The organism is Nostoc sp. NMS7 (genome assembly GCF_017115085.1).
In the GTDB taxonomy this organism is placed as follows: Bacteria; Cyanobacteriota; Cyanobacteriia; order Cyanobacteriales; family Nostocaceae; genus Nostoc.
Genome location: NZ_JABXKJ010000218.1, coordinates 17,933 through 41,410, shown reverse-complemented (window position 1 = coordinate 41,410; position 23,478 = coordinate 17,933). Strand labels below are relative to the sequence as shown.

The following is a 23,478-nucleotide window of genomic DNA, read 5'->3' as shown; positions in this document are numbered from 1 at the left end:
TCGGCTGATGTCTCTTGGGAGATTTCCGAAACCAAGAAAGCAGCGCTGCACCAACAAGGCGGCTCTAAATTGGTAGTGCGGCTCTACGATGTGACTGGGATTGACTTGAGTTATCAAAGTCCCCAGCTTGTACAAGAGTATGAATGTGAAGAGACAGCATCCGATCGCCTTGTAGATATTCCGATCAGCGATCGCGATTATATAGCTGAAATTGGCTATGTCGCTGATGGCGAACACTGGTTATTCATCGCCCGTTCAGCGCTGGTTCGTGTCTTCAGTCCTGTTCATCCAGATCCCATTGAAAATGTAGCGTTAACAAGTGAAACAGCTATTGACTTGGTAGATGTAGATGAAGAGAGCAGTATTGTGTTAACATCTCGCACTCCCCAGTCGGCTGATGTCTCTTGGGAGATTTCCGAAACCAAGAAAGCAGCGCTGCACCAACAAGGCGGCTCTAAATTGGTAGTGCGGCTCTACGATGTGACTGGGATTGACTTGAGTTATCAAAGTCCCCAGCTTGTACAGCAGTATGAATGTGAAGAGGTAGCATGCGATCGCTTTGTGGCTATTCCTGTCAGCGATCGCGATTACATGATTGAAATTGGCTATATTGCTGATGGCGATGCCTACGGCGGTAAACTACCTTGGTTATTCATCGCTCGTTCAGCTAATGTTCGGGTCTTCAGTCATCCCCACGGAGATTTCTGGTTTGTGGCCGATGCTGAGTTGATTATTCACGGAGCAACCCAACCAAATACAACTGTAAATATTGGTGGTCATACCATCAAAATCAAACCCGATGGTACTTTCCACTTACGTCTGCCCTTTTCAGATGGTTTAATGGATTATCTGATCACGGTAGCTGCTGATGGGGAATCCACTAGAACTATCCATAAAAAGTTCTCCCAGGAAACTTCAGAAAGCTAGCGATTACCCTGAGTTACCCCTCTAACCCTATTCTCCCCTTTTCGGGGGAAATGGGGAGAGGGTTAATCAGTATAAAAAACGAGCCACACGTACTGACTACAATTGGTGAGTTAAGTGAACAAAGATTGTTTGCAATAATTCAGGGGTTTGATGGATACTTAAGGGGAGTGGATGTAGGGGGAGGGTATTGTTAGTAAATAACAAATATAGGACTAGTATTTGATTTTTGAAATGCAGGTAGTCGACGCTCTAGGCTAAAATAGTGCATTAGACGTAGACGTAGGTTGGGTTGAGCGGAGCGCAACCCAACTGATTATCAGGATGTTGGGTTACGCAAAGCCTCCAACGCCACTTGCTACAATGCTCTTAACCCGCGCAACGCAGTGGCTCCCCAATCGACAATTTTTTTGCCACATTCTAGCCAAGAGTGTCTACTACAAGACTAGCGAGATTTTTTCATAAATCAAATATGATTCCTATAGTAAGTTACCCTGATTATTAACTATTGAATATTAACAAATAGCATTTTTTTGTTATATAAATTCTTTAACTTTGAGTAATCATGATTTATTTCAGGATTTTTATTCTTCAGTTTTTTAATTAATTGGTCAATTTAATTACTATTTTCAGAAGGTATTTTTATGTCATTATCTGTTTTGATATAGTCAGAAATAATATAAGCTTTAATAGCCATCCACATATTTTCATTCATCATAAAAAATCTCGATTGTGGATTAATAAACTTAATATATTTCTCTAATAAAGTATCAATTTCTAGAGAATAAGCACTTATTTCAAGTGAATCTAGTAGTCTGTCAAGTTGAAATTGATGGGTAAGCAAGTTCGTAGTAAGGACTTTAGTCCTTATTTTCTAAGCACTAAAGTCCTTACTACAAACCCTCAAAACCAACTTGACAAAGTACTAGTTCAACTTTTTCAAAGAATTTATATAAATTTCAGTGAGATTTCTTACTCCACTACTTCCGTCACTCTTACCCTCACCGCAAACCCTATCGAGCGTCACGAGCGTTACAGCCCGTACTTCTCTACGAGACGCTGCGCGAACGGCAAGCTCAGGGCATCGCGCTGCGCGAACGGCGATCGGAGACATCGCTTAAAGTGTGGGTACTATCAAGTTACAGGGCTGATGAGGATTTGGGTACTTGGGAGTATTGGGAGTGTTAGTCCCCAATCCCCAATCCCTAATTCTGTTTTTTCAATAATCATTCTCTATTTTGTGGCATAAATTTAGTGAATGCCGATGATATGTATATAGCAGCATTGATCACTAGAGATTAACTTATGAGTAACTCCACCTATCAGCCAGACGATTTGACTTTAACATTGCCGATTTCCCAATTAGCTCGTATAACTGCCCAGCAATTTGCTAACCAGCAGCCAAATTCTGAAAAAGCAGAGCAAGTCCGGCTGAATACGTTGGCTGTGTGGGTGGTGAATGACTATTTGGAAATGATGGATATTCCTACTGACCTCCAAGCTAGTGACAGCTGGAACCCCGTTATGCGCCTTTGTGGGAATGTAGCTGACTTAGAAGTGCCATCAGTTGGCCGTCTGGAGTGTCGCCCTGTGCATCTGCATCAGCAGAGATGTTGCATTCCTCCAGAAACCTGGGAAGAACGGGTGGGTTATTTAGTAGTTCAATTTGATGAATCGCTCCAAGAAGCTCGGCTGCTTGGTTTTATCCCTAGTGTCGCAACTGAAACACTGCCTTTAGAACAACTACAACCATTGGAAGCGTTTATCGACCACCTGTGGCAACTGCGCCAATTGGTGAATTTGAGTCAGTGGTTTGCTGGTATATTTGAGGCAGGTTGGCAGACTATTGAATCCCTGTGGAATGTGCCAGAACTTAGATCCGCTTATGCCTTTCGCAGTACTGAAACTGTGCAACTAAATGCCCTTAACCGACCAGAATCAATTACTAAACGCGCCAAACTGATTGATTTAGGTATCCAAATTCTCAACCAACCCGTGATGTTAATTGTGGAAATCAGCCCCGAAAAGGATCAACAAACCAGTATTCATCTGCAATTGCACGCCACTGGGAATCAAATCTACTTGCCGCCGGGAGTTTATCTCACCGTTTTAGATAGTTCGGGAACAGTATTTCTAGAAGCTCAATCTAGAAAATCAGACAACTACATTCAGTTACAGTTTCGCGGTGAACCTAAAGAGCAATTTAGCGTGAGAGTGGCCATGAATGATACCAGTATTACCGAACATTTTCGGATTTGAAACATCTAGCTATTTTCCCTCTTTGTCGGTAACTTATAAGTGGTAATTGGTTAATTAAAAATTCAGAATTAAAAATTCAAGTCGGCTTTTAGGGATTTTGAAAGAAGTCTGTAAACGCTTCTGAAGCTTGCGATTAGACATTAGAACAGGGCGTGATTTTGTAGAGGGAGATAGCGACGCATGGGTAAGTTAGTGGTTCTGAAATTCGGAGAGGGTAGTTTTGAGCAGGGGTTTCCTGTGACTCTCCAAATTGGTGAAGAACACCAGCACGCTACAACAGAAATCACGGGGAAGTTACCTTCATTCCCGGAAATGCCGCTCTATTATAGTCATTGGCAGTCTAGTTATCGGCAGATAGGCAATCGTTATCGCCTCCATGCTGATAAAATGCAGGTGACGAATGTATCAATGATTCAAGACTGCGAAAACACTTCCCATATTTTGCGGGCACGCTTTAATACCTGGCTGCGAGCAGAGGAGTTTCGCCCTTTGAGGGAAAAATGGTTAGAAAGATTGTCGTCCAGCGAAGAAGTGCGAGTGATTCTGCAAACAGAAAATAGGCAATTGCAGCTATTACCCTGGCATCTGTGGGACTTGTTAGAACGCTACCCAAAAGCTGAAATCGCCCTTTCTTCACCATCCTACGATCGCATTCACAAGCCACGTACTTTAAATCAATTAGTCAACATTTTAGCAATTGTAGGCAATAGTCAGGGGATTGACACCCAAGCTGATCAAGCTTTACTGCAACAGTGTAATAATGCAGAGGTTAGCTTTTTAGTAGAACCACAACGTCAGCAATTGACTGACCATCTTTGGGGAAAAAACTGGGATATTCTCTTTTTTGCTGGGCACAGTTCCAGTCAGGGAAATGGACAAAGCGGACGAATTTATCTGAATAAAACTGATAGCCTCACCATTGGCGAATTAAAGTACGCTCTCAGGAAAGCGATTGAAAACGGCTTGCAACTAGCTATATTCAACTCCTGTGATGGATTGGGATTGGCGCGAGAATTGGCTGATTTACAAATTCCTCAGATGATCGTCATGCGCGAACCAGTCCCAGATCAGGTTGCCAAGGAATTCTTAAAGTATTTTCTCCAAGGCTTTGCCGGTGGCGAATCTTTTTATCAGTCGGTACGCCAAGCACGGGAACGGTTGCAAGGACTTGAGGATCGATTTCCCTGTGCAACTTGGCTACCAGTGATTTGCCAAAATCCCGCGCAGATACCACCCACTTGGGATGAATTAAGGTCTAGAAAAATTGAAGATATACCGAATTTAGCTTTGTCTACCAGACGCAGATTTCAGACAACTTTGTTATCCAGTTTTGCGATTACAGCCTTGGTTTTTGCGGCGAGATTGGTGGGATTTGTGGAAAGTTTAGAGATTCAAGCCTTTGACTTGATGATGCGATCGCGCCCTGCGGAGGGACTTGATCCCCGACTACTGGTAATTACAATTGACGATGATGATTTGGCAATTCAAAGACAAAATAACGAGTCCTTGATTGGAGCTTCCATTTCCGAAAAATCTCTTAATAAACTCCTGGCAAAACTGAATCAATACCAACCCCGTGCGATCGGCTTAGATATCTACCGTGATTTTAAAGCCAAACAACCAGATTTAATTACTCGTCTTCAACAAACTCAAAATTTGGTTGGCGTATGTAAGGGGAGCGATGGCACTGTAAATATTAAAGGCATTAAGCCACCACCAGAAATCCCCCCAGGCAACCTGGGATTCAGTGACTTTATTCATGATCCTGATGGAGTTATCCGTCGGCATCTTTTGTTCATGAGGCAGGAGGCGACATCATTTTGTCCTGCTTCCTTTGCATTCAGTCTAGAACTGGCCTTTCTCTATCTACGCCCTTCAGGAATTCAACCAAAGTTCACTCCTGATGGTAATTTGCAGCTGGGTAAAACTATTTTTCCAAATCTGAAATCTCGCAGTGGCGGCTATCAAAAGATTGATGCTAATGGTGGTCAAATCTTACTTAACTACCGTTCTTCAAAACAAATAGCCGAACAAGTGAAGCTAACCGAATTTTTATCTAATCCGGTTAACCCCAATGCAATCAAAGACAGGATTGTTTTGATTGGTGTGGTGGCAAAGGGGGATTCTCCAGACACCTGGCCTACACCCTATGGCGCTCCTTTGGATGAGCAAATGCCAGGAGTGTTAGTACAAGCGCATATGATCAGCCAGATCCTTAGTGCTGTCCAGGATAGGCGGCCGTTGCTGCGGGTTTGGTCATTGTGGGTTGAGGTGGTCTGGATTTGGGGCTGGTCTTTGGTCGGGGGAGTCGTGGCTTGGCGAAAGCTTTCGTTTCCCTGGTTGATATTGGCAGTCAGTATTACCTTTAGTGTTCTGTATCTAGTTTGCTTTGGTCTGCTAATTTCCGGTGCTTGGGTGCCGTTTGTACCGTCGGCTTTGTCGTTGGTAGCTATGGTTGGCTTGATGTCAATTTATAATTCCAAAACAGAAGTTGGGGTGGGGAATAGAGAAGGTTGAATAAATATACTTAACCAAATTGGATTGCAATAACTCTTTCACAATCTAAAATTGTTCGACTGACTTGTACTGAGCTTGCCTGCCCTGAGCCTGTCGTTCGTGCAGCGTCTCGTAGAGAAGGGTCGAAGTAGCGAAGTCGAAATCTAAAATCTAAAATCAGATGAGGTAGGGTTTTTATGAAGTCAAATTCACCAGCGATAAAACTGTTTTTAGTAGTAGCCTTTAGCTGCACCAGTTTCCTAGTTAGCCTGACTCCATTACTGGCGAAACCAAGAGTTGGTTCTTCACTTAGCGATGCCCTTCAACAGGCTCAGGGTAAGACCTACGGCGGGCTACGCCTACGCTCTGATCCGAAAAAGACCGTTGCTCAAGCCACAGCCTTTAATCTACCTCCACTTCCACCTGGTTCCGCTCCTGGAGGTCGCGTTCGTGGTGGAGCGAAGCGCGGTGGATGTCCACTTGCTAAACCTGACCTGACTGCTTTAGCACCTTTCACTGAGGAACCTAACTCAGTGATCAATGTCTGGGGACAGACAATGGTAGAACGCCCAAGTTGGTTTTTCTATGTGCCATATACCAAAGATTCGCCCTATGCAGTTGAATTTGTGCTGCAAGATCAGGACTCTAACCAGATTTACGAAAAAGCGATCGCTCTACCAGATAAACCAGGAGTCATCCGCGTTTCTCTGCCTACCACTGCTCCCGCTTTGGCAGTAGACAAACAATATCACTGGTTTTTCACCATTAACTGTGACAAGGAAGAAAATTCTCCCCCGACTTTTGTTGAAGGGGTAATACAACGAGTCCAACTGAATCCAGCCACAGTCAAAGAGCTACAAACCACAGAACCTCTAAAGCGCTATGCTATCTATGCCCAAAACGGGATATGGTACGAGGCACTGACGATACTGGCTCAACTGCGTCAGAATAATCCTCAAGATGTAGCACTGCAAGCAGAGTGGCGGAATTTGTTAAGCAGCATCCGCTTAGATGATATTGCCGCAGAACCGATTCTCTCTGACAGTCATTAGTCATTAGTCATTAGTCATTAGTCATTAGTACCAATGACCAATGACTAATGACTAATGACGCTCATCGGCGGGGCGGTGGTCACTGAGCGCGGCTGTTGTGCTATCCCTCTCCACCCACTCAAGGGAATTGAGTTTCCCGCCGCTTTCAATCAAAAGAGAAAACCCTGAAAGGTAAGTAGGGCAATGGATATAGAATTACAAACCCTCAAGCATTTGCCAACAGATGCGATCGTCGCAGCACTACAATCTTTATGGCGGTTCTCCTTTGGATGCAATATACGGTAGGGGCACAGAAAAAGCTCATTGATGTCAACTTCAGAAAAAATCTGCTTTGAGATGATTATGCAGACAAAATTGAGTGTCAATGCTACGTAATATTAAATTCGGGTAATTACTTAGCAAAATTGGACAACCTTATCTTGGTTGTGGGGTAAGGTTATTTTATACATAGGGATTAAATTGACTTGATATTAATTAAACTAGTAAATTTACTGAAGCCAGTTATTGTGTTTCCTTCATAAATTTAGTAATTGACTCCTCTAAGGTGATCAAAAAATCTTCACCTTTACTTTTCCAGTTAATTTTTATTAAATTAAGCTAGCAAAAAAGTGATGGAGAATTCTTTCATAAATTGGGCATGGCACTGTTTACTAACGCAAGCTCACTGTCTTTGGCGATCAGTGATCCTGTCAATCTCTATATTCAACGAAAATCGGCGGGAATCTCATCCCAACATTCTTGGGTGTCCGGAATAGCCGCCCGCCTTTCCATTGTCATTAGTCATTAGTCATTGGTACTAATGACTAATGACTTCGATTTCCCCCCGGCTTCAAGCCGGGGGATGAGTTAAGAATTTGTCAAAAATCATTCAGAAATCATTCAGAAATTTAAAGTTTTTTTATTACATAATTCTTCATTAGGGTATTTACTTAGGAAAGCATCTGTGATAGTTTCATGTTGATTATCATAAATAAAAAATGCAACCCTAAGTTTAACAACTGGGTTTCTGTATCTTGGTTTGATGATAAGTATCCATCTTGCATACTTGCAATCCTAAATATTGATTTGAAGATAGTATAAACTATGTAGCATAAACTAAGTGATAACTTGCACTATCTTTAGTTTTGAACAATGCCTAACAGTTGTAAGTCTGTGAAGGGAATGCAGGTATGCAATTAGACGAAGCTACTCTCTGTACTTTTACATATTTAGCCACACTGAATGCCACAGAAATATTGCTGTTGCTAGCATAAAACCAAACACTGGCACTGTTAATAAAAGAGAGACTTCCTAATATTTTCGACTTTATTCCTTCGACTTGTTTTATATGACTTACGTTAAGAACACTTTTCCCGAATTTATCACCACCCTAGAAGGGTTTGATCAGTTACCAGATGGGGCGATCGCCAATCTATCAGAACAGCTGCAAGCCTGGCGCTATCGCATAGGTCAGAAAATCATCGGTAAAGAAAGTCTCCCAGACCGGATCACGATCATTTATGAGGGACAAGTGCGCCTGTTGGGATATGACCCTCAGACGCAATTGCCAATCACTCTCAAATTACTGCAACCGGGGGAAATTATCGGCGAAATTGGTTTGTTGCGCGATGTCCCCTGTGAAACAGCGATCGCTTCCACCGAAGTAGTATGTTTAACCTTGAATGCCTCGGCATATTTTAGCTTTCTGGCTTTATATCCAGCTTTTGCCGATGCTCGCAAGAATCGCAGTTATTTGGTGGAAGTTTTTGATATTCTGAGTTCCTATTGGCAAAAGCAAGCGATCGCTACTTTAAATCTCCGAGAAATCACTTACAAAGCCTTACCACAGGCGAAAATACATTACCTCCTTCCAGGTAAAACTTCATTCAACCAACTAGATAGCGAAAGAGTTTGGTTTGTGAGTGGCGGTGGGACAGTAACGAATTTATCACCTAGCGATCGCCTAGAAGCGCACGATGACAGAGACAATATCCAAGTTATCGGTCAAAACCCCGCCCGGTTGCTTGGTATACATCCATCAGATTTGATCTTGGAAGTCCCTGATCAGATAGAACTTGTGGTAAGTGACACCAAATCAGATAGCGCCGAGGAACTAGATATTCCCTACGCATCAAACGAAATAGTTCCCCAGCCAGCCACCCAGACCTCAAACAGTTTGCTAAAAGGCAAATACCCGTTTTTTGGTGGTAAGGGAGAACTAAATACAGCCTTCGCCTGCTTCCAAATGATTGCGAAGCAACTAGAAATGCCGTTTCGTCGAGAGGTGGTTCGTCGCATTTTAACTGAGCAAGTCAAACGTCAGGGTACTATATCGTTTCAAGTTACTGCTTACCTAGCAGAGTTAATCGGACTTAAGGCGCAGTTGATAGAGCTACCAGTTACCTCTGTGACGCGCATTCCGACACCGGCATTGATTCGCTATGGTGATAGTTTTGCCGTTTTATATGCGGCGGATGCGAATACTATGGTTGTGGGTGTCCCATCCCAAGGAATTGTGCGTTGTAAACCCGCTCAATTGATTGAACAATTAGATGTTGATCCAACCAACTTTCCGCCCCAAGTTAAAGTATTACTGCTCAGTCCTACCAAAGAAACACCCCAAGAGCGCTTTGGTTTACGATGGTTTCTGCCCTATTTATCACGCTACCGTCGAGTCCTGATAGAGGTCTTTATCGCTTCCTTTTTCGTGCAGTTGGCAGCGTTGGCAAATCCTCTCGTCGTCCAGGTAATTATTGACAAAGTTATCACTCAAAATAGTATTGGTACCTTACATATTTTGGGGGTTTTGCTATTAGTAGTCGGGATATTTGAGGCAGTGTTGACTACCTTACGAACCTACTTATTTGTTGATACCACTAACCGGATCGATATGAGTTTAGGGTCGGAAATCATCGACCACTTACTACGTCTACCTCTGCGCTATTTTGAACGCCGACCGGTGGGGGAACTTTCTACTCGTATCAACGAACTAGAAAATATCCGCCAATTCCTCACAGGTACTGCTTTAACAGTAGGGTTAGATGCTCTATTCTCAGTGGTTTATATCGGTGTGATGCTAATTTACAGTTGGCAACTCACCTTAGTAGGCTTAAGCACAATTCCGGTGTTTATCATTGTCATCTTAATTGCTTCTCCCACCATTAGCAGACAATTACGTGGCAAAGCCGAACGCAACGCCGAAACTCAATCTTATTTAGTGGAGGTGATGTCAGGAATTCAAACAGTAAAAGCGCAAAATATTGAATTGCGAACGCGCTTTTCCTGGCAAGAACGTTACGCTCGATTTGTCGCTGCTGGTTTTAAAACAGTTGTGACTTCTACTCTTGCCAACTCTACCAGCAGCTTCCTCAACAAACTCAGCAGCTTACTAGTTTTATGGGTAGGAGCTTATTTAGTACTTAAAGGAGAATTAACTTTAGGCGAATTAATTGCCTTTAGGATTATATCCGGTTACGTCACCAGTCCCATATTGCGCTTGGCTCAACTTTGGCAAAGTTTCCAAGAAACTGCCTTGTCTATTGAGCGTTTAGGCGATATTGTCGATACACCACAAGAAGGAGAAACAGACCGCTACAATATACCCTTACCGACGATTAAGGGAGCAGTGAAATATGAAAATGTTTCCTTCCGGTTTGGCACAAGTGGCCCTTTGCAACTTTCTAATGTCAACCTGGAATTTGAACCAGGTAAATTTATCGGCATTGTCGGACAAAGTGGGTCTGGTAAAAGTACGATGATGAAGTTACTACTCAGACTTTACGAAACCGAGTCCGGGAGAATTTTAATTGATGGTTATGATATTGCCAAAGTCGAACTTTATTCACTGCGACGGCAGATAGGTGTAGTTCCCCAAGAGACATTATTATTTGACGGCAGCGTTCAGGAAAATATTGCTCTAACGAATCCTGATTCGACAACCGAAGAAATTATTGAAGCGGCTCAGGTTGCGTGCGCCCACGAGTTTATCATGAACTTGCCCAACGGTTACAATACGCGGGTGGGAGAACGAGGTTCTGCACTTTCAGGTGGACAACGACAGAGAATTGCGATCGCCCGCTCTGTTTTACAACGACCAAAATTATTAGTTTTAGATGAAGCAACCAGCGCATTAGATTATCCCACAGAACGGCAAATATGTCTCAATTTAGCCAAAGCATTCAAGGGTGAGACAGTATTTTTTATTACCCACCGACTGAACACCGTGAGTAATGCAGATAAGATTGTCGTCATGGATAATAGCAGGGTTATAGAACAAGGCAGCCATCAAGAACTAATGGCTCTTAAAGGTCATTATTCTTACCTGTATCAGCAACAAGATGTGAACTTGTAATTAGTCATTGCTGGAGGCATGGCATCAGAAAATTCTCTATTTGATTAACATTCCATAGATATAGCAGTCAGCGTAGAGTCGGTAATGTTACAAGTATCAAAATCTAGGTTTTCGGCAAACATTGCCCACCCGACAAAAAATCCCAAATCGTTCAACTGAAAGCTCACGACAAATCCAAAACTCAAAATCATTATGACTCAACTTAATGGGAATCACCTCAACGGCAATCAGAAAAACGGAGCAAAGCAAGATTCACAGGTACTTACAAAACAACAGAAAGCTGCTCAAAAGTCTTTAGCTAACTCAAACAATCAGGAATTTGAGCAATCTATTGTATTGCGCCAATCTCCAATTTGGTCGCGGACAATCATGGTTACTTTAATGGCGCTAGCTTGTTTTGGAATTGGTTGGGCTTATTTTGCAAAAATTGAGCAAGTAGTGCCAGCAACAGGGCAACTAAAACCGCAAGGAACAGTCAAAGAAATTCAAGCTCCTGTTAGTGGAGTGGTGAAAACGGTTAATGTTAAAGATGGACAAGCAGTCAAGCCAGGAGATTTGTTGCTGACTTTTGATTCCATCGCTTCTGTTGCTGAATTAAATTCTTTGAATAAAATTCGGATTGCATTAATTAAAGAAAACCAGATTTATCGCCGATTGATGGGTGCAAGTACTACCACAGGCTCGGAATTATTATATTTCGGCGGCAATTTGCCACCAGAAACTGCTTTCCTGCTGAAAAGTCGGTCAGCACTAGTAGAAGAAAATGAATTATTGCGGACTCAATTGAAAAATTCCGGTCAAGATTCGGCGCTAGGCATTGATGAGCAACAACGTCTACAAGTTGCCAAAAAAGAATTAGATTCTCGCTCTTCAGCAGCGCGATTGGAAGTAGAAAAAACCAAAAAACAATTTAGTCAAAATCAATTTAAACTGGAAGATAGTAAAGCAAGTTTAGCTATTCAACAGGGAATTTTAAATAAGCTGAAGACATTAGCAGAAGAAGGTGGCATTTCTCAACTTCAGTATCTCAACCAGCAACAAGAAGTACAAAACCGCACCGCAGAAGTAGCGCAACTAGGTGAGGAAACAAAACGCCTCCAGTTTGATATAGAAAAAGGACGACAAGAGTTAAGCAATACGGTGGCTGTTTCTGATAAAACCATTTTGGATAAGATAGCTGATAACAAACAGCGTATTGCCGCAATCGATAGCCAATTCATGAAAGTTGTGCTGGATAATGAGCAGCGTTTAGCAGATGTCTATAGTAAAATTTCTCAATCACAGTTAAATGTTAAATATGAAGAACTCCGTGCGCCTGTAGCGGGAACAATTTTCGATTTACAAGCAAAAAATCCGGGATTTGTAGCGACTCCAACTACAAAATTGCTGCAAATTGTCCCAAATGAAAACTATATAGCTGAAGTTTTCATCCTTAACAAAGATATTGGTTTTGTGCGAAAAGGGATGAAGGTAGATGTCAGAATTGACTCCTTTCCTTACAGTGAGTTTGGCGATATCAAGGGAAAAGTGATTGACATAGCATCAGACGCATTACCGCCAGATCAAACACATCAGTTTTATCGCTTTCCGGCAAGAGTTTCATTGGATAAACAATCCTTAATGATTAAGGGTAAAAAAGTTAACTTACAATCAGGTATGTCGATTAGTGCCAATATAAAAGTGCGTGAAGAAAGAAGTGTAATCAGTTTATTCACTGAGATGTTTACCAAGCAAACTGATACTCTTAAAGAGGTACGTTAGTACCTGTAGTCAAACAATTTTGAATTGTTAAATGGTTAATTCTCAACGCATCGAACCCGCTCCTGGACAAGAATCAGTTTGGGATTACCCTCGTCCCCCTCGTTTGGAGGACACAAGTAAACATATCCAAATCATCTTTAACGGAGTAATAATTGCAGATACGCACAATGCCAAACGTGTTTTAGAAACTAGTCATCCTCCTTCTTACTACATTCCCCCTGCGGATATCAAAATGGAATATTTGCAATTGATACCGCAGTCTAGCTTTTGCGAGTGGAAAGGAAGTGCTGGTTACTATACAATCCGAGTGGGTGAAAAAGAAATCCATAATGCGGCTTGGTTCTACCCTAACCCGACACCAGCTTTTGAATCTCTCAAAGACTATGTATCTTTTTACGCTCATCTAATGGATAATTGCTACGTGAATGGCGAAGAGGTGCAACCACAACCAGGTAACTTCTACGGCGGTTGGATCACTAGTGATATTGTTGGGCCTTTCAAAGGCGCTCCCGGTACTTGGGGATGGTGAGGCAATTTTAAGGCGATGTGCGACTTATTCTTGTCACCCCAAGTTGCTAGTTATTCATTGGAGCGATCGCTAGCTTAACGGGAGCATTCCAAATGTGCAAAAACCTTGATAGCCCTTATCCCAAAGATGGGAGAAGGGGAACTAGAATTATGTCTCCCCTCTCCCAAAGATGGGAGAGGGGCTGGGGGTGAGGGAAAAGATTTAAGCAAAATTGGGATGCTCTCTAACCCAACCTAGTCGCCTGATATTTGCTCTACGCTAATGCCGCTACCTTCTCCAACAATCCCTGAAACAACCTCAACCCATCGCTATTCCCCAGCATCGCGTCAGACGCCCTTTCTGGGTGCGGCATCATCCCCAACACATTGCCTCGACGATCGCAAATCCCGGCAATATTGTTCAGTGAACCGTTGGGATTTTCCCCTTGATAGCGAAACAGGACTTGCCCGTTATCTTCAATTTCTGCGAGAGTGGCTTGATCAGCGTAGAATCGTCCCTCGCCGTGGGCAATGGGCAAAGTGATCACTTCACTATTGGTATAAGCTTGCGTCCATGAGAGATTAGTCCGCTCAACTTTCAAGGGAACGCGATCGCAGATAAAATGCAAATCCCGATTTCTGGTTAATACCCCCGGCAAAAGTCCAGCTTCAGTTAATACCTGAAAACCATTGCAAATACCGAGGACAAACTTACCCTTTTGGGCGTGTTCGACAACCTGCTGCATCACGGGCGAAAAACGGGCGATCGCACCACAGCGCAGATAATCCCCGTAACTAAAGCCACCAGGAATGATCACGACATCCAAATCAGCAATGTCTGTTTCTTGATGCCAAACCATGCGAGTCGGTTGTAAGAGCAAATCTCTGGTTACATAAGCAACATCGCGATCGCAATTAGAACCGGGAAAAACAACAACGCCGAATTTCATGATTAGTCAAGGGGAGTGGGGGATAAGGTGTGCATTAAATAATTAATGTCCAGTTTAAAGAAGTAATGCCCACCGATCAAACCTTATTTAAGAACGGATTTGAGTCAATGAGAACTAGCTCTTTAAACTGGACAACAACTTTTTAATATACATCATGTCTGCCACTACTGCCACTGCTCAATAGTCTGCAATCATCTGTATATTATGTAGGCAAAAACTCTCAATGTATACCTCCAGAAACCTTACTGCGCTGTGAAATTGCCTATATACCCACCAGCTTCGAGCGAACATCGAAAGATTGTCCCTGTGCCGTCATAGACATAAAGGTTGCCGAGATTCAAGGTTTGCCAGACTTTTGGGCCAGAAGTAGTATAAACTTGAGAACCAACGAAGGAAGCGTTTCCAACACCATTAATCGAATCTGTTTGACACCAGCTATTATTCCCATAAATAGAGATTGATGTTGCGTGATAACCTGTTGCCAGTTGCAGGGTTCCTATGACTTGAACACTGTAAGTACAGTTATTAACAATTCCCCCATAACTCGAAGTGCTTAAACATGAATTGTCTTGGGGATAAGAATTCTTCATAGTAGCTCCTGGTGCCGTTACTGCCAAAGCTTGATTCGCCACTAAGCTTATAATTCCAGTCAACATACTCACCAAATAACCTTTTTTAAAGAACCACATTTTTGTTCGCTCCTATTTTGCACATATTTCAGCTTACTAATTGAATTTACCTGAGAATAAAGTTTATTTATTACAAAGTTATTCTGTCGTTACAATACTTTTTCATAACTTTTTCATAGAATATTTAAGCTGTCAAAGACTTTTAAAATAATGATAATCAAAAAGAGGGAGAGTATACGACCGACACTCGCATACTCTCCCTCTCCTCCACACGATGATCATTTTTGTCTTGAGTATTTTAACTCATTGACAAAATGGGGTTTATCGTAATTTCTCCCGAATGCTAAAAGACTCCAGTCTGGGTTTCGACCTCAATCATCTCAAAGCGGTAATTTTCAATCACGGGATTTGCGAGCATTTGGTTACAAATTTGCTCAAGGTCTTGACGCGCTTTTTTCTCCTCAGTTGAGGTGATGGTGAGTTCAATGTACTTACCAATCCGCACTTGGTCAACGTTATCGTATCCCAGTTGCTGAAGACCAGATTGTACAGCCACACCAGCAGGGTCTAAGACTGAAGGACGAAGCGTCACGAAAATTTTGACTAAATACTTGGTTTGCACGGGCTTTTGGTGAATGCTGCGATCGCTATACTATAACTTTATGCTCGAACTGAGTGAAAATAAGATTACAAAGCGGTTAAAGTTAATTGATCAATTAGCCCATTTAACAGCTTCAACTACAGTGGCATATTTAAATAATTGTCTATGAGAGCCATACGCACCCGCAGCCAAGAGCGTATTTTCAACCTCCTGAAAACCATCAAAAAAGGTATTTCCGCCCAGGATATTTACGTAGAACTACGTAACACTAATCAGAGCATGGGTTTAGCGACAGTTTACCGCTCCCTAGATGCCTTAAAACTCGAAGGCATGGTACAAGTGCGGAATTTGGCTAACGGTGAAGCCCTCTATAGCCTAGCGCAACAAGACAAACACCACCTTACTTGCTTGCAATGCGGTGTCTCAATTCCGATTAATGAATGCCCCGTTCATGACTTAGAAAACCAGTTAGAATCCAGCCATAAGTTTAAAGTTTTTTACCACACCCTAGAGTTTTTTGGGTTGTGCAATCAATGCCAGATAAATCAAGCTACTGGGATTGCTCAATAGTTATACGAATTTTATCTGATGTTGCATTTTATTTTTCCACAGACTCAAGTCTGGGGCTGCCAGAACATAGACGCAAAACCTGTCCCTCTCCGTGAGTTCGGAGAGGGATTAAAGTCAGGACTCTTTGAGGTTTTGTTTTGGCTAATTCGATGACTTGTGTGTACACCGTAGACTTCTAACCAGGGCGGTTATTTTCCAATCCTGGTATTTGCTTAGGAAATAACTCGTTAGAGTCAACCTGACCATTTGAGATAATGGAGCGCATACCCTCGAAAGCAGCAGGGATAGTGCGCGGATCGATAAATAAGACTTTGCTGCTATCACTTTTACCAATCGTCGCGCCCATATCCAGATAGCCCAAGGCAAACAGAACTTCTACTGCTTTATTGGCATTGGGGTTAGTGTGGAGCTTTTGGGCGATAATCTCTGTAGACTCTGCGATCGCCTGCGCTTTTAAAACCTGCTGCTGACGTTCCGCTTGAGCTTTCAGAACGATCGCCTTTTGTTCAGCTTCCGCTTGCAGAATTGTCGATTTTTGACGAGCTTCTGCATCCAATATTTGGGCTTCCGCTTTACCTCTAGCACTATTAACAGCAGCTTCGCGTTCGCCCTCAGAAGTTAAAATTGCTGCCCGTTTGCGTCGTTCTGCCGACATTTGCAATTCCATCGATTCTCGCACCGCCTGAGACGGAATAATATCTCGCAGTTCTACCCGTGTCACTTTCACACCCCAAGGATCGGTAGCAACATCCAAATCCTGTAATAAAAGTTCACTGATGTGGGAACGAGCCGTAAAAGTTTGATCCAACTCTAGTTGTCCCATTTCGGCGCGAATTTGAGTCAGCACCATGTTTACCATTGCCGACTCCAGATTTTCTACCTTATACCAGGCTTTTTCCATATCCACGATGCGCCAGTAAAACACTGCATCTACCTCAATGCCAACGTTGTCACGGGTGATGCACTGTTGGGGAGGAATATTTAAGACTTTTTCTCGGATAGTTTCGCGGTAGACAACTCTATCTAGGAAAGGAATGACAAAGTTTAGTCCTGGTTCCAGTTTTTTGTTATAACTACCCAATCTTTCCACCAAAGCTTGATTACCCTGATTGACAACTTTCACAGATCCTGCTACTGCAGAACCACCAAGAGCTAAAAATACTAGTAAAAAGAACTGTTCCATTGTGAATCTCCTGATTTTTAATAAAGGGAAGGGGAGGGAAGTTAGGAGTTTGGAGTTTGGAGAGACGCGATTAATCGCGTCTCTCCAGGAGTTTGGAGTTAGAAGTTAAGAGTGGGGCAGATGAAGAAGTAGAGATTAATTTATTCCCAATGCCCAATGCCCAATGCCCAATGCCCAATAACTAAGAATTCAACAAATTTTCTGGTATCACAATCAAGGTAGTACCTTCTCGCCTAACCACATAAACTCTTTGGTGGGGTGGTACAGTAAATTTGTCATCGTCACATCTTGCTTGCCAAGAATTTCCCTCATACCGCACCCGCCCTGTTTTCCCAGGCAGGATTTCTGTTAAGGTTTCAGCTATGACTGCATCCCGAATTTTAGATTTGCGTTGTCGCGGTTGCAAAAACCGACGGGAAAGCACGATTAGTGCTGTGGAAACCAACAGCCAAACCACAATTTGCAACCATACACTTCCTAAACCCACTCCAGACAGCAGCGCCACCACAAAAGCGCTAACTCCCATCATGAAGGCGACAAACGCCGATGGTAAGAACAATTCCATTAGACACAGAACTGCTCCTGCCAGAAGCCAGATTAAGGTAAAACTTGGCATAGTGCCATTCTTAGCCTCTACATTGACGTAAATGCATTTCTACGATTAGATACAGCCAGACGTAAGTTATTTACAAAAAGCAAAACTTGGTTTTTTTACCAATAATTTTGATTAATTTCAGTCACAAGGTGTAGCTAGCGGTACACAAATCCAGTCTATTCTAGCTTTCAAGTCATTGCCAGGTAAAGTTAATCGAAGTTCATGAGTTGATTGGTTTCTTATAATTTATATTTTTATGATTTCTACTCAACTGATAGTTTATTGTATAAATCCAAGCTGTAATAGCCCCATTAATCCTATGGGAGATAGTTTTTGTGCCAGTTGCCAAACTCCTTTAGTTCACCGCTATCTTTGGGCTACTGGCTCATTGTCTGCTCAAATCCCAGCAGGTACAAAGGTTGCAGATAGATACGAAGTAATTAGTCACCAAATTTGGCTGGATACTCAACCGGGACTGCCGCCAGATGTACCTGAAGAATTGCCAAAAGAAGTAATTCCTTATCTACGGTTATATCAAGAGCGGTTGCATTTGCCCCAGGCTTATGGGTTTGCTTGTTACCTTGAGGGAGATACAACTGATATCCTCTTATTAGAAAATGTGCCGATAGATGAGACCGGAAATATCTATCCAACTATTGTTGAGGCATGGGAGCAAGCAACGGCGGTACGACAAGTTTATTGGCTGTGGCAAATTCTCCAACTTTGGACGCCTTTATCAGAATTGGGACTTAGCCGCAGTTTACTGGTAGTAGATAATTTGAGAGTCGAAGGTTGGTGTGTGCGCCTGTTGGAACTCTACCAAACACCAGCAGATGAGAAGCTGAGTTTACAAAATCTAGGACAGTGTTGGCGGTTTTGGGTAGCGTCTGCAAAGGCATCAGTAGCTAAAGGGTTAGAAAATATAGTCCAGCAGATGTGTGAAACTGAGGTTGAGTTAGAAGCTATTAATATTCAACTCAATAATTTACTACTGGCATCGGCGGCAGAATTGCCATTAGTTCTAAAGGTGGCAGGCTCCACAGATATTGGCCCAGTTATGGCGCAAAATGAAGATGCTTGCTACCCCAATGCTTTAACTGATTTAGATGAACCTTTATTGCCTCACTTGTCGATTGTTTGCGATGGCATTGGCGGACATGAAGGCGGGGAAGTTGCGAGTAAGTTGGCAGTGCAGTCTGTAAAGTTACAAATTCGCGCCTTCCTAACGGAGGTAACAGAACAAACTGTACTTGTATCACCAGAGTTGTTGCAGGAACAATTAGAAGCAAGCTTGCGGGTAATAAATAATCTGATTTCTGCCCGCAATAACCAACAAAAACGCCAAGGCAAAGAACGCATGGCTACAACTATTGTCATGGCGGTGCAAGTTCCCCAACGAGTGCAGACGAGTACTGGCTGGCAATCAAATAATACCCATGAACTTTACTTGGCTAATATTGGCGATAGCCGTGCCTATTGGATTACTCGCAATTATTGTCAGCTACTCACAGTCGATGATGATGTGGCAACGCGTGAGGTACGCCTTGGTCAAAGCTTGTATCGAAAAGCAATTTTGAGAGCAGATGCTAGTGCTTTAACTCAAGCCTTGGGGACAAAAGATGCAGAATCTTTGCGTCTCAAGGTTCAGCGATTGATTGTGGAAGAAGATGGCATATTACTACTGTGTTCTGATGGTTTAAGTGATAATAACTGGGTGGAACAATCTTGGCAGAATTATGCAATACCTGTGTTAACAGGTGAATTGACAGTTGAAGATGCTGTTGCGAACTGGATTAATTTGGCAAACGAAAAAAATGGGCATGATAATACGTCGGTTGTTCTCACTTATTACCGTGTTTCCCCAGAATACTTAGTACCTGTGACTCCGGCGTTGCCAGAAGAGATTATAGAAGCAGAAATACAAAAAGAACAAGAGGAACTAGAGGAACTAGAAGAACCTATTTCTTTGACAGAAAGTTCGCGATCGTTGCTAGATTTGGATCTAGATTTGGATTTAGATTTGGATCTAGATTTGGATATTTCCGAGGAACCATTTACAAGCCCAATAATCCTACCAACTTTAATTAGAAAACCTAAGCTGGGTAAAGGTTTGGTAAGGCTGGGGGTAGTGTTGGCGTTGCTTGTGGGGGGTACAATGGGATTATTTGCTTGGTGGCAAATTAATCCTCAAGGATTCCAGCAGATGTGTCGGCAATTTCCCCAAAGAGTGCAGCAAGTGTGTCCGCCTGGGAAGTAGCTTACAGTAACAACTATCGTCGGTTTCTTGTCTATTGTTAGTCACAAAAATTAGGATGTTGATGAGCAATGTTTAAATATTAGTCATCTCAGTCGTAATGGGAACCACTCCAGTTGTAACCGGAACCACTCCAGTTGTGACGGGAATCACTCCAGTTGTGATGGGAACCACTCCAGTCTTAACGAGAACCACTCTAGTCGTAATGGGAACCACTCCAGTCGTAACCGGAACCACTCCAGTCGTAACCGGAACCACTCCAGTCGTAATGGGAACTACTCCAATCGGGATGTTGCTCAACTCAGAACTTGCACCAGTCCCCACGACCGCCTCAGAATGAATTCTGAGGCTTATAGCTAAAGTCTTCTAAAGAAGACTAAGTACACGTCACTGTAAAAGGGGTTCCGAAATATTCAGACTTGATGTTGGGTAACACTTAAGTTCTACCCAACCTACGAATTATTAAATTCCATACCCTTTTTGTGGTGTTCTGTACTAAATAATGGTTGTAGTCCACGCTTAGTGGACTTGGGCTATTAGCCTGAGAATTTATTCTCAGGCGGGATAGGCAGGTGCAAGATATAACTCAAGATAGTTTCTGCATTCAGAGTGACGGTTTAACTGGTGATCTGATACTGTGAAGCGATCGCACCACACATAACTTTACATCACATCTTGCACTACTTGGCAAAACACTGCGTGCCTTTGCATTAAAAAAAAACTACACACGGTAGGGGCAATTCATGTAGACGAAGGCTGACCGCAGGGTATTGCCCCTAAGAAGAAAATCAGGGTTGCGTCCGTTAACATCTAACTTAATTTCCCCCGGCGGAAGTTTACTTCTCACCCTTGCAGGTCATAGCAATTGGGTAAATGCAGTAGCCCTCACCCCCGATGGCAAACAGGTGATTTCTGCTTCATTGGACAACACACTCAAACTCTGGAATCTGGAAACTGGCGAAGAAATTGCCAGTGCATCTGCTATGCACAAAAATGGGTGAAAGAGTTGACCTGGGGAACATCCTAGAGTCAAGATAAAAGGGTTAGATATGTTGTCAAAGTACTAAGCACATCTGATATCGGCTTATTTCCTTCCATTTCCCTGCTTTTGGGGTAAAGATGGAGGGTAAGGGCGATAGATATTAACGCGGCAAAAAACTTAAAAAAGTACGCACGGATTCCTAAGACGTGCGGCAGTCGCTAGAACGCACTGCCTTGCTTGGACGCAGAGGGTTAAATACGCCGTCTTACCCCGATGAAGCGTCAAGAAATAGCTGATTAAATCAAATTCTAAGCGATTTAATCATATATTTTGTAGCAGATACTTGTGGAAAAGCTAATGCTAGGTGTAAATGTTGTTATGAAAGTTGGCGATCGCGTCCGCGTTAAAGAGTCGGTAGTAGTGTATCATCATCCTGAACATCGTAATCAGCCTTTTGACATCAAAGGCACTGAAGGCGATGTAGTAGGTATTGCCACCCAATGGCGAGACAGACCCGTAAGCGCTAATTTGCCGTTTGTAGTCCAGTTTAGTAAAAAGTTTAAAGCCCATTTACGTGAAAATGAGTTAGAGGTCATATAAATCACTTATCGGCGGCGAAACCACTGGAAAATATTCAGTTCGCCGCGCATTCTTTTAAGCTCTTGGCGGTGCTGCTCTGCTGTTGTATAATACCATTCACAATAACGCTGAAACTCTGACCGTGAACGAACTTCGTGGTAAAACTGGTGGGTTGTTTGGTAAGAGGCAAAAGCTTCCTCAACTTGAGGTTGAGGAGATGGCATAATATAAGGTAAATTTTTAGACATAAAGTTAATTGAGTGGGGAGAGACGCGATTCATCGCGTCTGTACAGAATATGGAGTTTTGAATTCAGGCAATTACCCTAGTTTATAATTAATAACTCATAACTCCTAACTCCTAACTTTCTAAGAACTCCTAACTTGATTAAAGCCAACCGCGTAAGCGATAGATAAAAGAACCAATGTACTCTTTTAAAGCGCTGGTAAATTGGTGTAAGTTGTCGGTATCAGGTAATAAATTTAGTATAGCGGCTTTGGGAGTGCTGCCGAGTTCTTGCAACTCACCTTCACTCACAAGAAAGTCAGTCGGTGCAGGAATTACATTAATTCCTTGACGCTGGAAAATCTGAAGCGATCGCGGCATGTGCATTGCGGAAGTAATTAATAATACCTGACGAATGCCACGAGATGACAAAATTTTTCGGACATTCACTGCATTTTGATAAGTATTCAGAGATTCAGGTTCTTGGATAATCGCCTCAGATGGAATACCAATAGATGTAAGTATTGTTGCCATATCTGCCGACTCTGGTGAACCACCTCCACGCCAATCAATGCGACCTCCGCTGAGAATGATTATAGGCGCTTTTTTCTGGCGATATAGTTGTGCGGCATAAATCACGCGGTCGCCTGCTTCACTCAAATCTACAGTCGGTCTTGGGGGAAAAGCTGATTTAGTTGCGCCACCTAAAACCACAATCGCTTCTGCAACTGGTATTTGCGCGGGTGGGAGATTTTGCCATTCTAGCGATCGCACTAATGATTTAGCTATCCAAGCATTACTACAAAATAGCAATAAAGTTAGGGCAAAAGCAATTGCGATCGCCGCAGTACGCGGTCTTTTCCACAACGTTACTAATGCTACAACCAAGCTGACACAGGCTAATCCCAGTGGATAAAAAAATAGTGGTAGTAATTTGGATAGATATAAAAACATAATGCGAATGGGGAATGGGGCATTGGGAATGGGGACTGGGCTGAGGAGTAGGGACTAAGAAAGAAGCAGGGGAAGAAGAACATTATTGCCCAATGCCCAATGCCCAATGCCCAAATTATTACTTTTCCCAAAACCTGAAATTGAAACTATTTCCCGGACTGCGACGGTAACGGCGGGCGCTTCTTCTTGTTTGCCGTTTGTTAATCCTCTCGTTCGTTAGTTCAACTTCGCCCTCTTCTGACTCTTCAACTAGCAACTGAGTTCTAGTTGGTTCCTTACTTCCCCACCAAGCAGTAATCCAGCCTCCAGCTAAAGCGCCTATTCCACCTAGCAAGATACTCATGGGGGCTGGATACCCCAAATATACAAAGCCCAGCATGAAAAATAACCAGTATTTCAATGCTGTATCCACACCATCAGAGGAGGCTACAGTTGGAGCCTCGGTGCTATTATTGGTTACACTTGTGATCCAGCTTAAGATGAAACCCCCGGTGATACCTAAGAAGATGCTCAGGGCTGGTGCGGAGCCGGTCATTATTAATATAAATATTAAAAATGCCCCAAATAACAGCTGAGAAAAGAAACTGGGAGAAATACTGAAAAAGTCGTTCTTTTTGTCTGCCATAGA

Annotated in this window: 22 protein-coding genes; 13 read left to right on the top strand and 9 right to left on the bottom strand. The window is 42.7% G+C overall.

All coding sequences use genetic code 11. From position 1 onward, the window contains the following. The 6 genes from HWQ38_RS26585 to HWQ38_RS26560 all read left to right on the top strand — a co-directional run. On the top strand, positions 1-927 hold a 927-nt coding region (locus HWQ38_RS26585), incomplete at its 5' end, for a DUF4912 domain-containing protein (RefSeq protein ID WP_292799638.1). A 959-nt stretch (positions 928-1,886) separates the two neighbouring features. Next, the gene (locus HWQ38_RS26580) at positions 1,887-2,045 is read left to right on the top strand and encodes a hypothetical protein (RefSeq protein ID WP_292799635.1); all 159 of its coding nucleotides are present in this window, start codon (positions 1,887-1,889) and stop codon (positions 2,043-2,045) included. A gap of 184 nt (positions 2,046-2,229) precedes the next feature. Next, a complete protein-coding gene (locus HWQ38_RS26575; protein WP_292799632.1) occupies positions 2,230-3,183 on the top strand; it encodes a DUF1822 family protein in 954 nt (317 codons plus the stop codon). A gap of 180 nt (positions 3,184-3,363) precedes the next feature. Continuing rightward, positions 3,364-5,700: a CHASE2 domain-containing protein gene (locus HWQ38_RS26570; RefSeq protein WP_292799629.1), complete on the top strand. Its 2,337-nt coding sequence runs from the start codon at positions 3,364-3,366 to the stop codon at positions 5,698-5,700. 176 nt (positions 5,701-5,876) lie between these two features. Then, positions 5,877-6,731: a DUF928 domain-containing protein gene (locus tag HWQ38_RS26565; protein ID WP_292799626.1), complete on the top strand. Its 855-nt coding sequence runs from the start codon at positions 5,877-5,879 to the stop codon at positions 6,729-6,731. Between the two features lie 1,327 nt (positions 6,732-8,058). Next, complete coding sequence (locus HWQ38_RS26560) at positions 8,059-11,061, top strand: peptidase domain-containing ABC transporter (protein ID WP_292799623.1); 3,003 nt, start codon at positions 8,059-8,061, stop codon at positions 11,059-11,061. A gap of 44 nt (positions 11,062-11,105) precedes the next feature. Here the strand turns inward: HWQ38_RS26560 and HWQ38_RS26555 are convergent, their stop codons facing one another. Beyond that, a complete protein-coding gene (locus HWQ38_RS26555) occupies positions 11,106-11,252 on the bottom strand; it encodes a hypothetical protein (RefSeq protein WP_292799620.1) in 147 nt (48 codons plus the stop codon). Between the two features lies 1 nt (position 11,253). Between HWQ38_RS26555 and HWQ38_RS26550 the strand changes: the two genes are divergently transcribed. Then, complete coding sequence (locus HWQ38_RS26550; protein WP_292799617.1) at positions 11,254-12,822, top strand: HlyD family type I secretion periplasmic adaptor subunit; 1,569 nt, start codon at positions 11,254-11,256, stop codon at positions 12,820-12,822. A 31-nt stretch (positions 12,823-12,853) separates the two neighbouring features. Beyond that, positions 12,854-13,351, top strand: coding sequence for a DUF427 domain-containing protein (locus HWQ38_RS26545; protein ID WP_292799614.1), 498 nt, complete (start codon positions 12,854-12,856; stop codon positions 13,349-13,351). A 253-nt stretch (positions 13,352-13,604) separates the two neighbouring features. Here HWQ38_RS26545 and purQ read toward each other — a convergent pair whose 3' ends face one another. The 3 genes from purQ to purS form a co-directional block, all read right to left on the bottom strand. Beyond that, positions 13,605-14,279, bottom strand: a complete 675-nt coding sequence (gene purQ / locus HWQ38_RS26540) for a phosphoribosylformylglycinamidine synthase subunit PurQ (protein WP_292799611.1) — start codon at positions 14,277-14,279, stop codon at positions 13,605-13,607. 242 nt (positions 14,280-14,521) lie between these two features. Beyond that, positions 14,522-14,968 carry a hypothetical protein gene (locus HWQ38_RS26535; protein ID WP_292799608.1) on the bottom strand — a complete coding sequence of 149 codons (447 nt, stop codon included), beginning with the start codon at positions 14,966-14,968 and terminating at the stop codon, positions 14,522-14,524. A gap of 283 nt (positions 14,969-15,251) precedes the next feature. Then, positions 15,252-15,530, bottom strand: coding sequence for a phosphoribosylformylglycinamidine synthase subunit PurS (purS, locus tag HWQ38_RS26530; protein ID WP_292799605.1), 279 nt, complete (start codon positions 15,528-15,530; stop codon positions 15,252-15,254). 144 nt (positions 15,531-15,674) lie between these two features. Here purS and HWQ38_RS26525 point away from each other — a divergent pair, with 144 nt between their 5' ends. Further along, a complete protein-coding gene (locus tag HWQ38_RS26525) occupies positions 15,675-16,079 on the top strand; it encodes a Fur family transcriptional regulator (RefSeq protein WP_292799602.1) in 405 nt (134 codons plus the stop codon). 175 nt (positions 16,080-16,254) lie between these two features. Here the strand turns inward: HWQ38_RS26525 and HWQ38_RS26520 are convergent, their stop codons facing one another. Continuing rightward, positions 16,255-17,262 carry an SPFH domain-containing protein gene (locus HWQ38_RS26520; protein WP_292799599.1) on the bottom strand — a complete coding sequence of 336 codons (1,008 nt, stop codon included), beginning with the start codon at positions 17,260-17,262 and terminating at the stop codon, positions 16,255-16,257. A gap of 181 nt (positions 17,263-17,443) precedes the next feature. Then, entirely contained in the window at positions 17,444-17,878 is a 435-nt protein-coding gene (locus HWQ38_RS26515) for an NfeD family protein (RefSeq protein ID WP_292799597.1), read from the bottom strand. A gap of 235 nt (positions 17,879-18,113) precedes the next feature. On the opposite strand from HWQ38_RS26515, the gene HWQ38_RS26510 reads away from it, so the two are divergent. From HWQ38_RS26510 to HWQ38_RS26495, 4 genes are all read left to right on the top strand, one after another. After that, positions 18,114-20,114, top strand: a complete 2,001-nt coding sequence (locus tag HWQ38_RS26510; protein WP_292799595.1) for a protein phosphatase 2C domain-containing protein — start codon at positions 18,114-18,116, stop codon at positions 20,112-20,114. Between the two features lie 97 nt (positions 20,115-20,211). Continuing rightward, on the top strand, positions 20,212-20,451 hold the full coding sequence (locus HWQ38_RS26505; RefSeq protein ID WP_292799593.1) for a hypothetical protein: 240 nt from the start codon (positions 20,212-20,214) through the stop codon (positions 20,449-20,451). A 454-nt stretch (positions 20,452-20,905) separates the two neighbouring features. After that, positions 20,906-21,112, top strand: coding sequence for a hypothetical protein (locus tag HWQ38_RS26500; protein ID WP_292799591.1), 207 nt, complete (start codon positions 20,906-20,908; stop codon positions 21,110-21,112). A 359-nt stretch (positions 21,113-21,471) separates the two neighbouring features. Continuing rightward, complete coding sequence (locus HWQ38_RS26495; RefSeq protein ID WP_292799652.1) at positions 21,472-21,693, top strand: ferredoxin-thioredoxin reductase variable chain; 222 nt, start codon at positions 21,472-21,474, stop codon at positions 21,691-21,693. A 5-nt stretch (positions 21,694-21,698) separates the two neighbouring features. Here HWQ38_RS26495 and HWQ38_RS26490 read toward each other — a convergent pair whose 3' ends face one another. From HWQ38_RS26490 to HWQ38_RS26480, 3 genes are all read right to left on the bottom strand, one after another. Further along, positions 21,699-21,920, bottom strand: coding sequence for a hypothetical protein (locus HWQ38_RS26490; protein ID WP_104900005.1), 222 nt, complete (start codon positions 21,918-21,920; stop codon positions 21,699-21,701). Positions 21,921-22,058: 138 nt separating this feature from the next. Next, positions 22,059-22,850 (bottom strand): YdcF family protein, encoded by a 792-nt coding sequence (locus tag HWQ38_RS26485; protein ID WP_292799584.1) that lies wholly within the window; start codon positions 22,848-22,850, stop codon positions 22,059-22,061. Between the two features lie 118 nt (positions 22,851-22,968). Beyond that, positions 22,969-23,475, bottom strand: a complete 507-nt coding sequence (locus HWQ38_RS26480; protein ID WP_292799581.1) for a hypothetical protein — start codon at positions 23,473-23,475, stop codon at positions 22,969-22,971. Between the last annotated feature and the right edge of the window lie 3 nt (positions 23,476-23,478).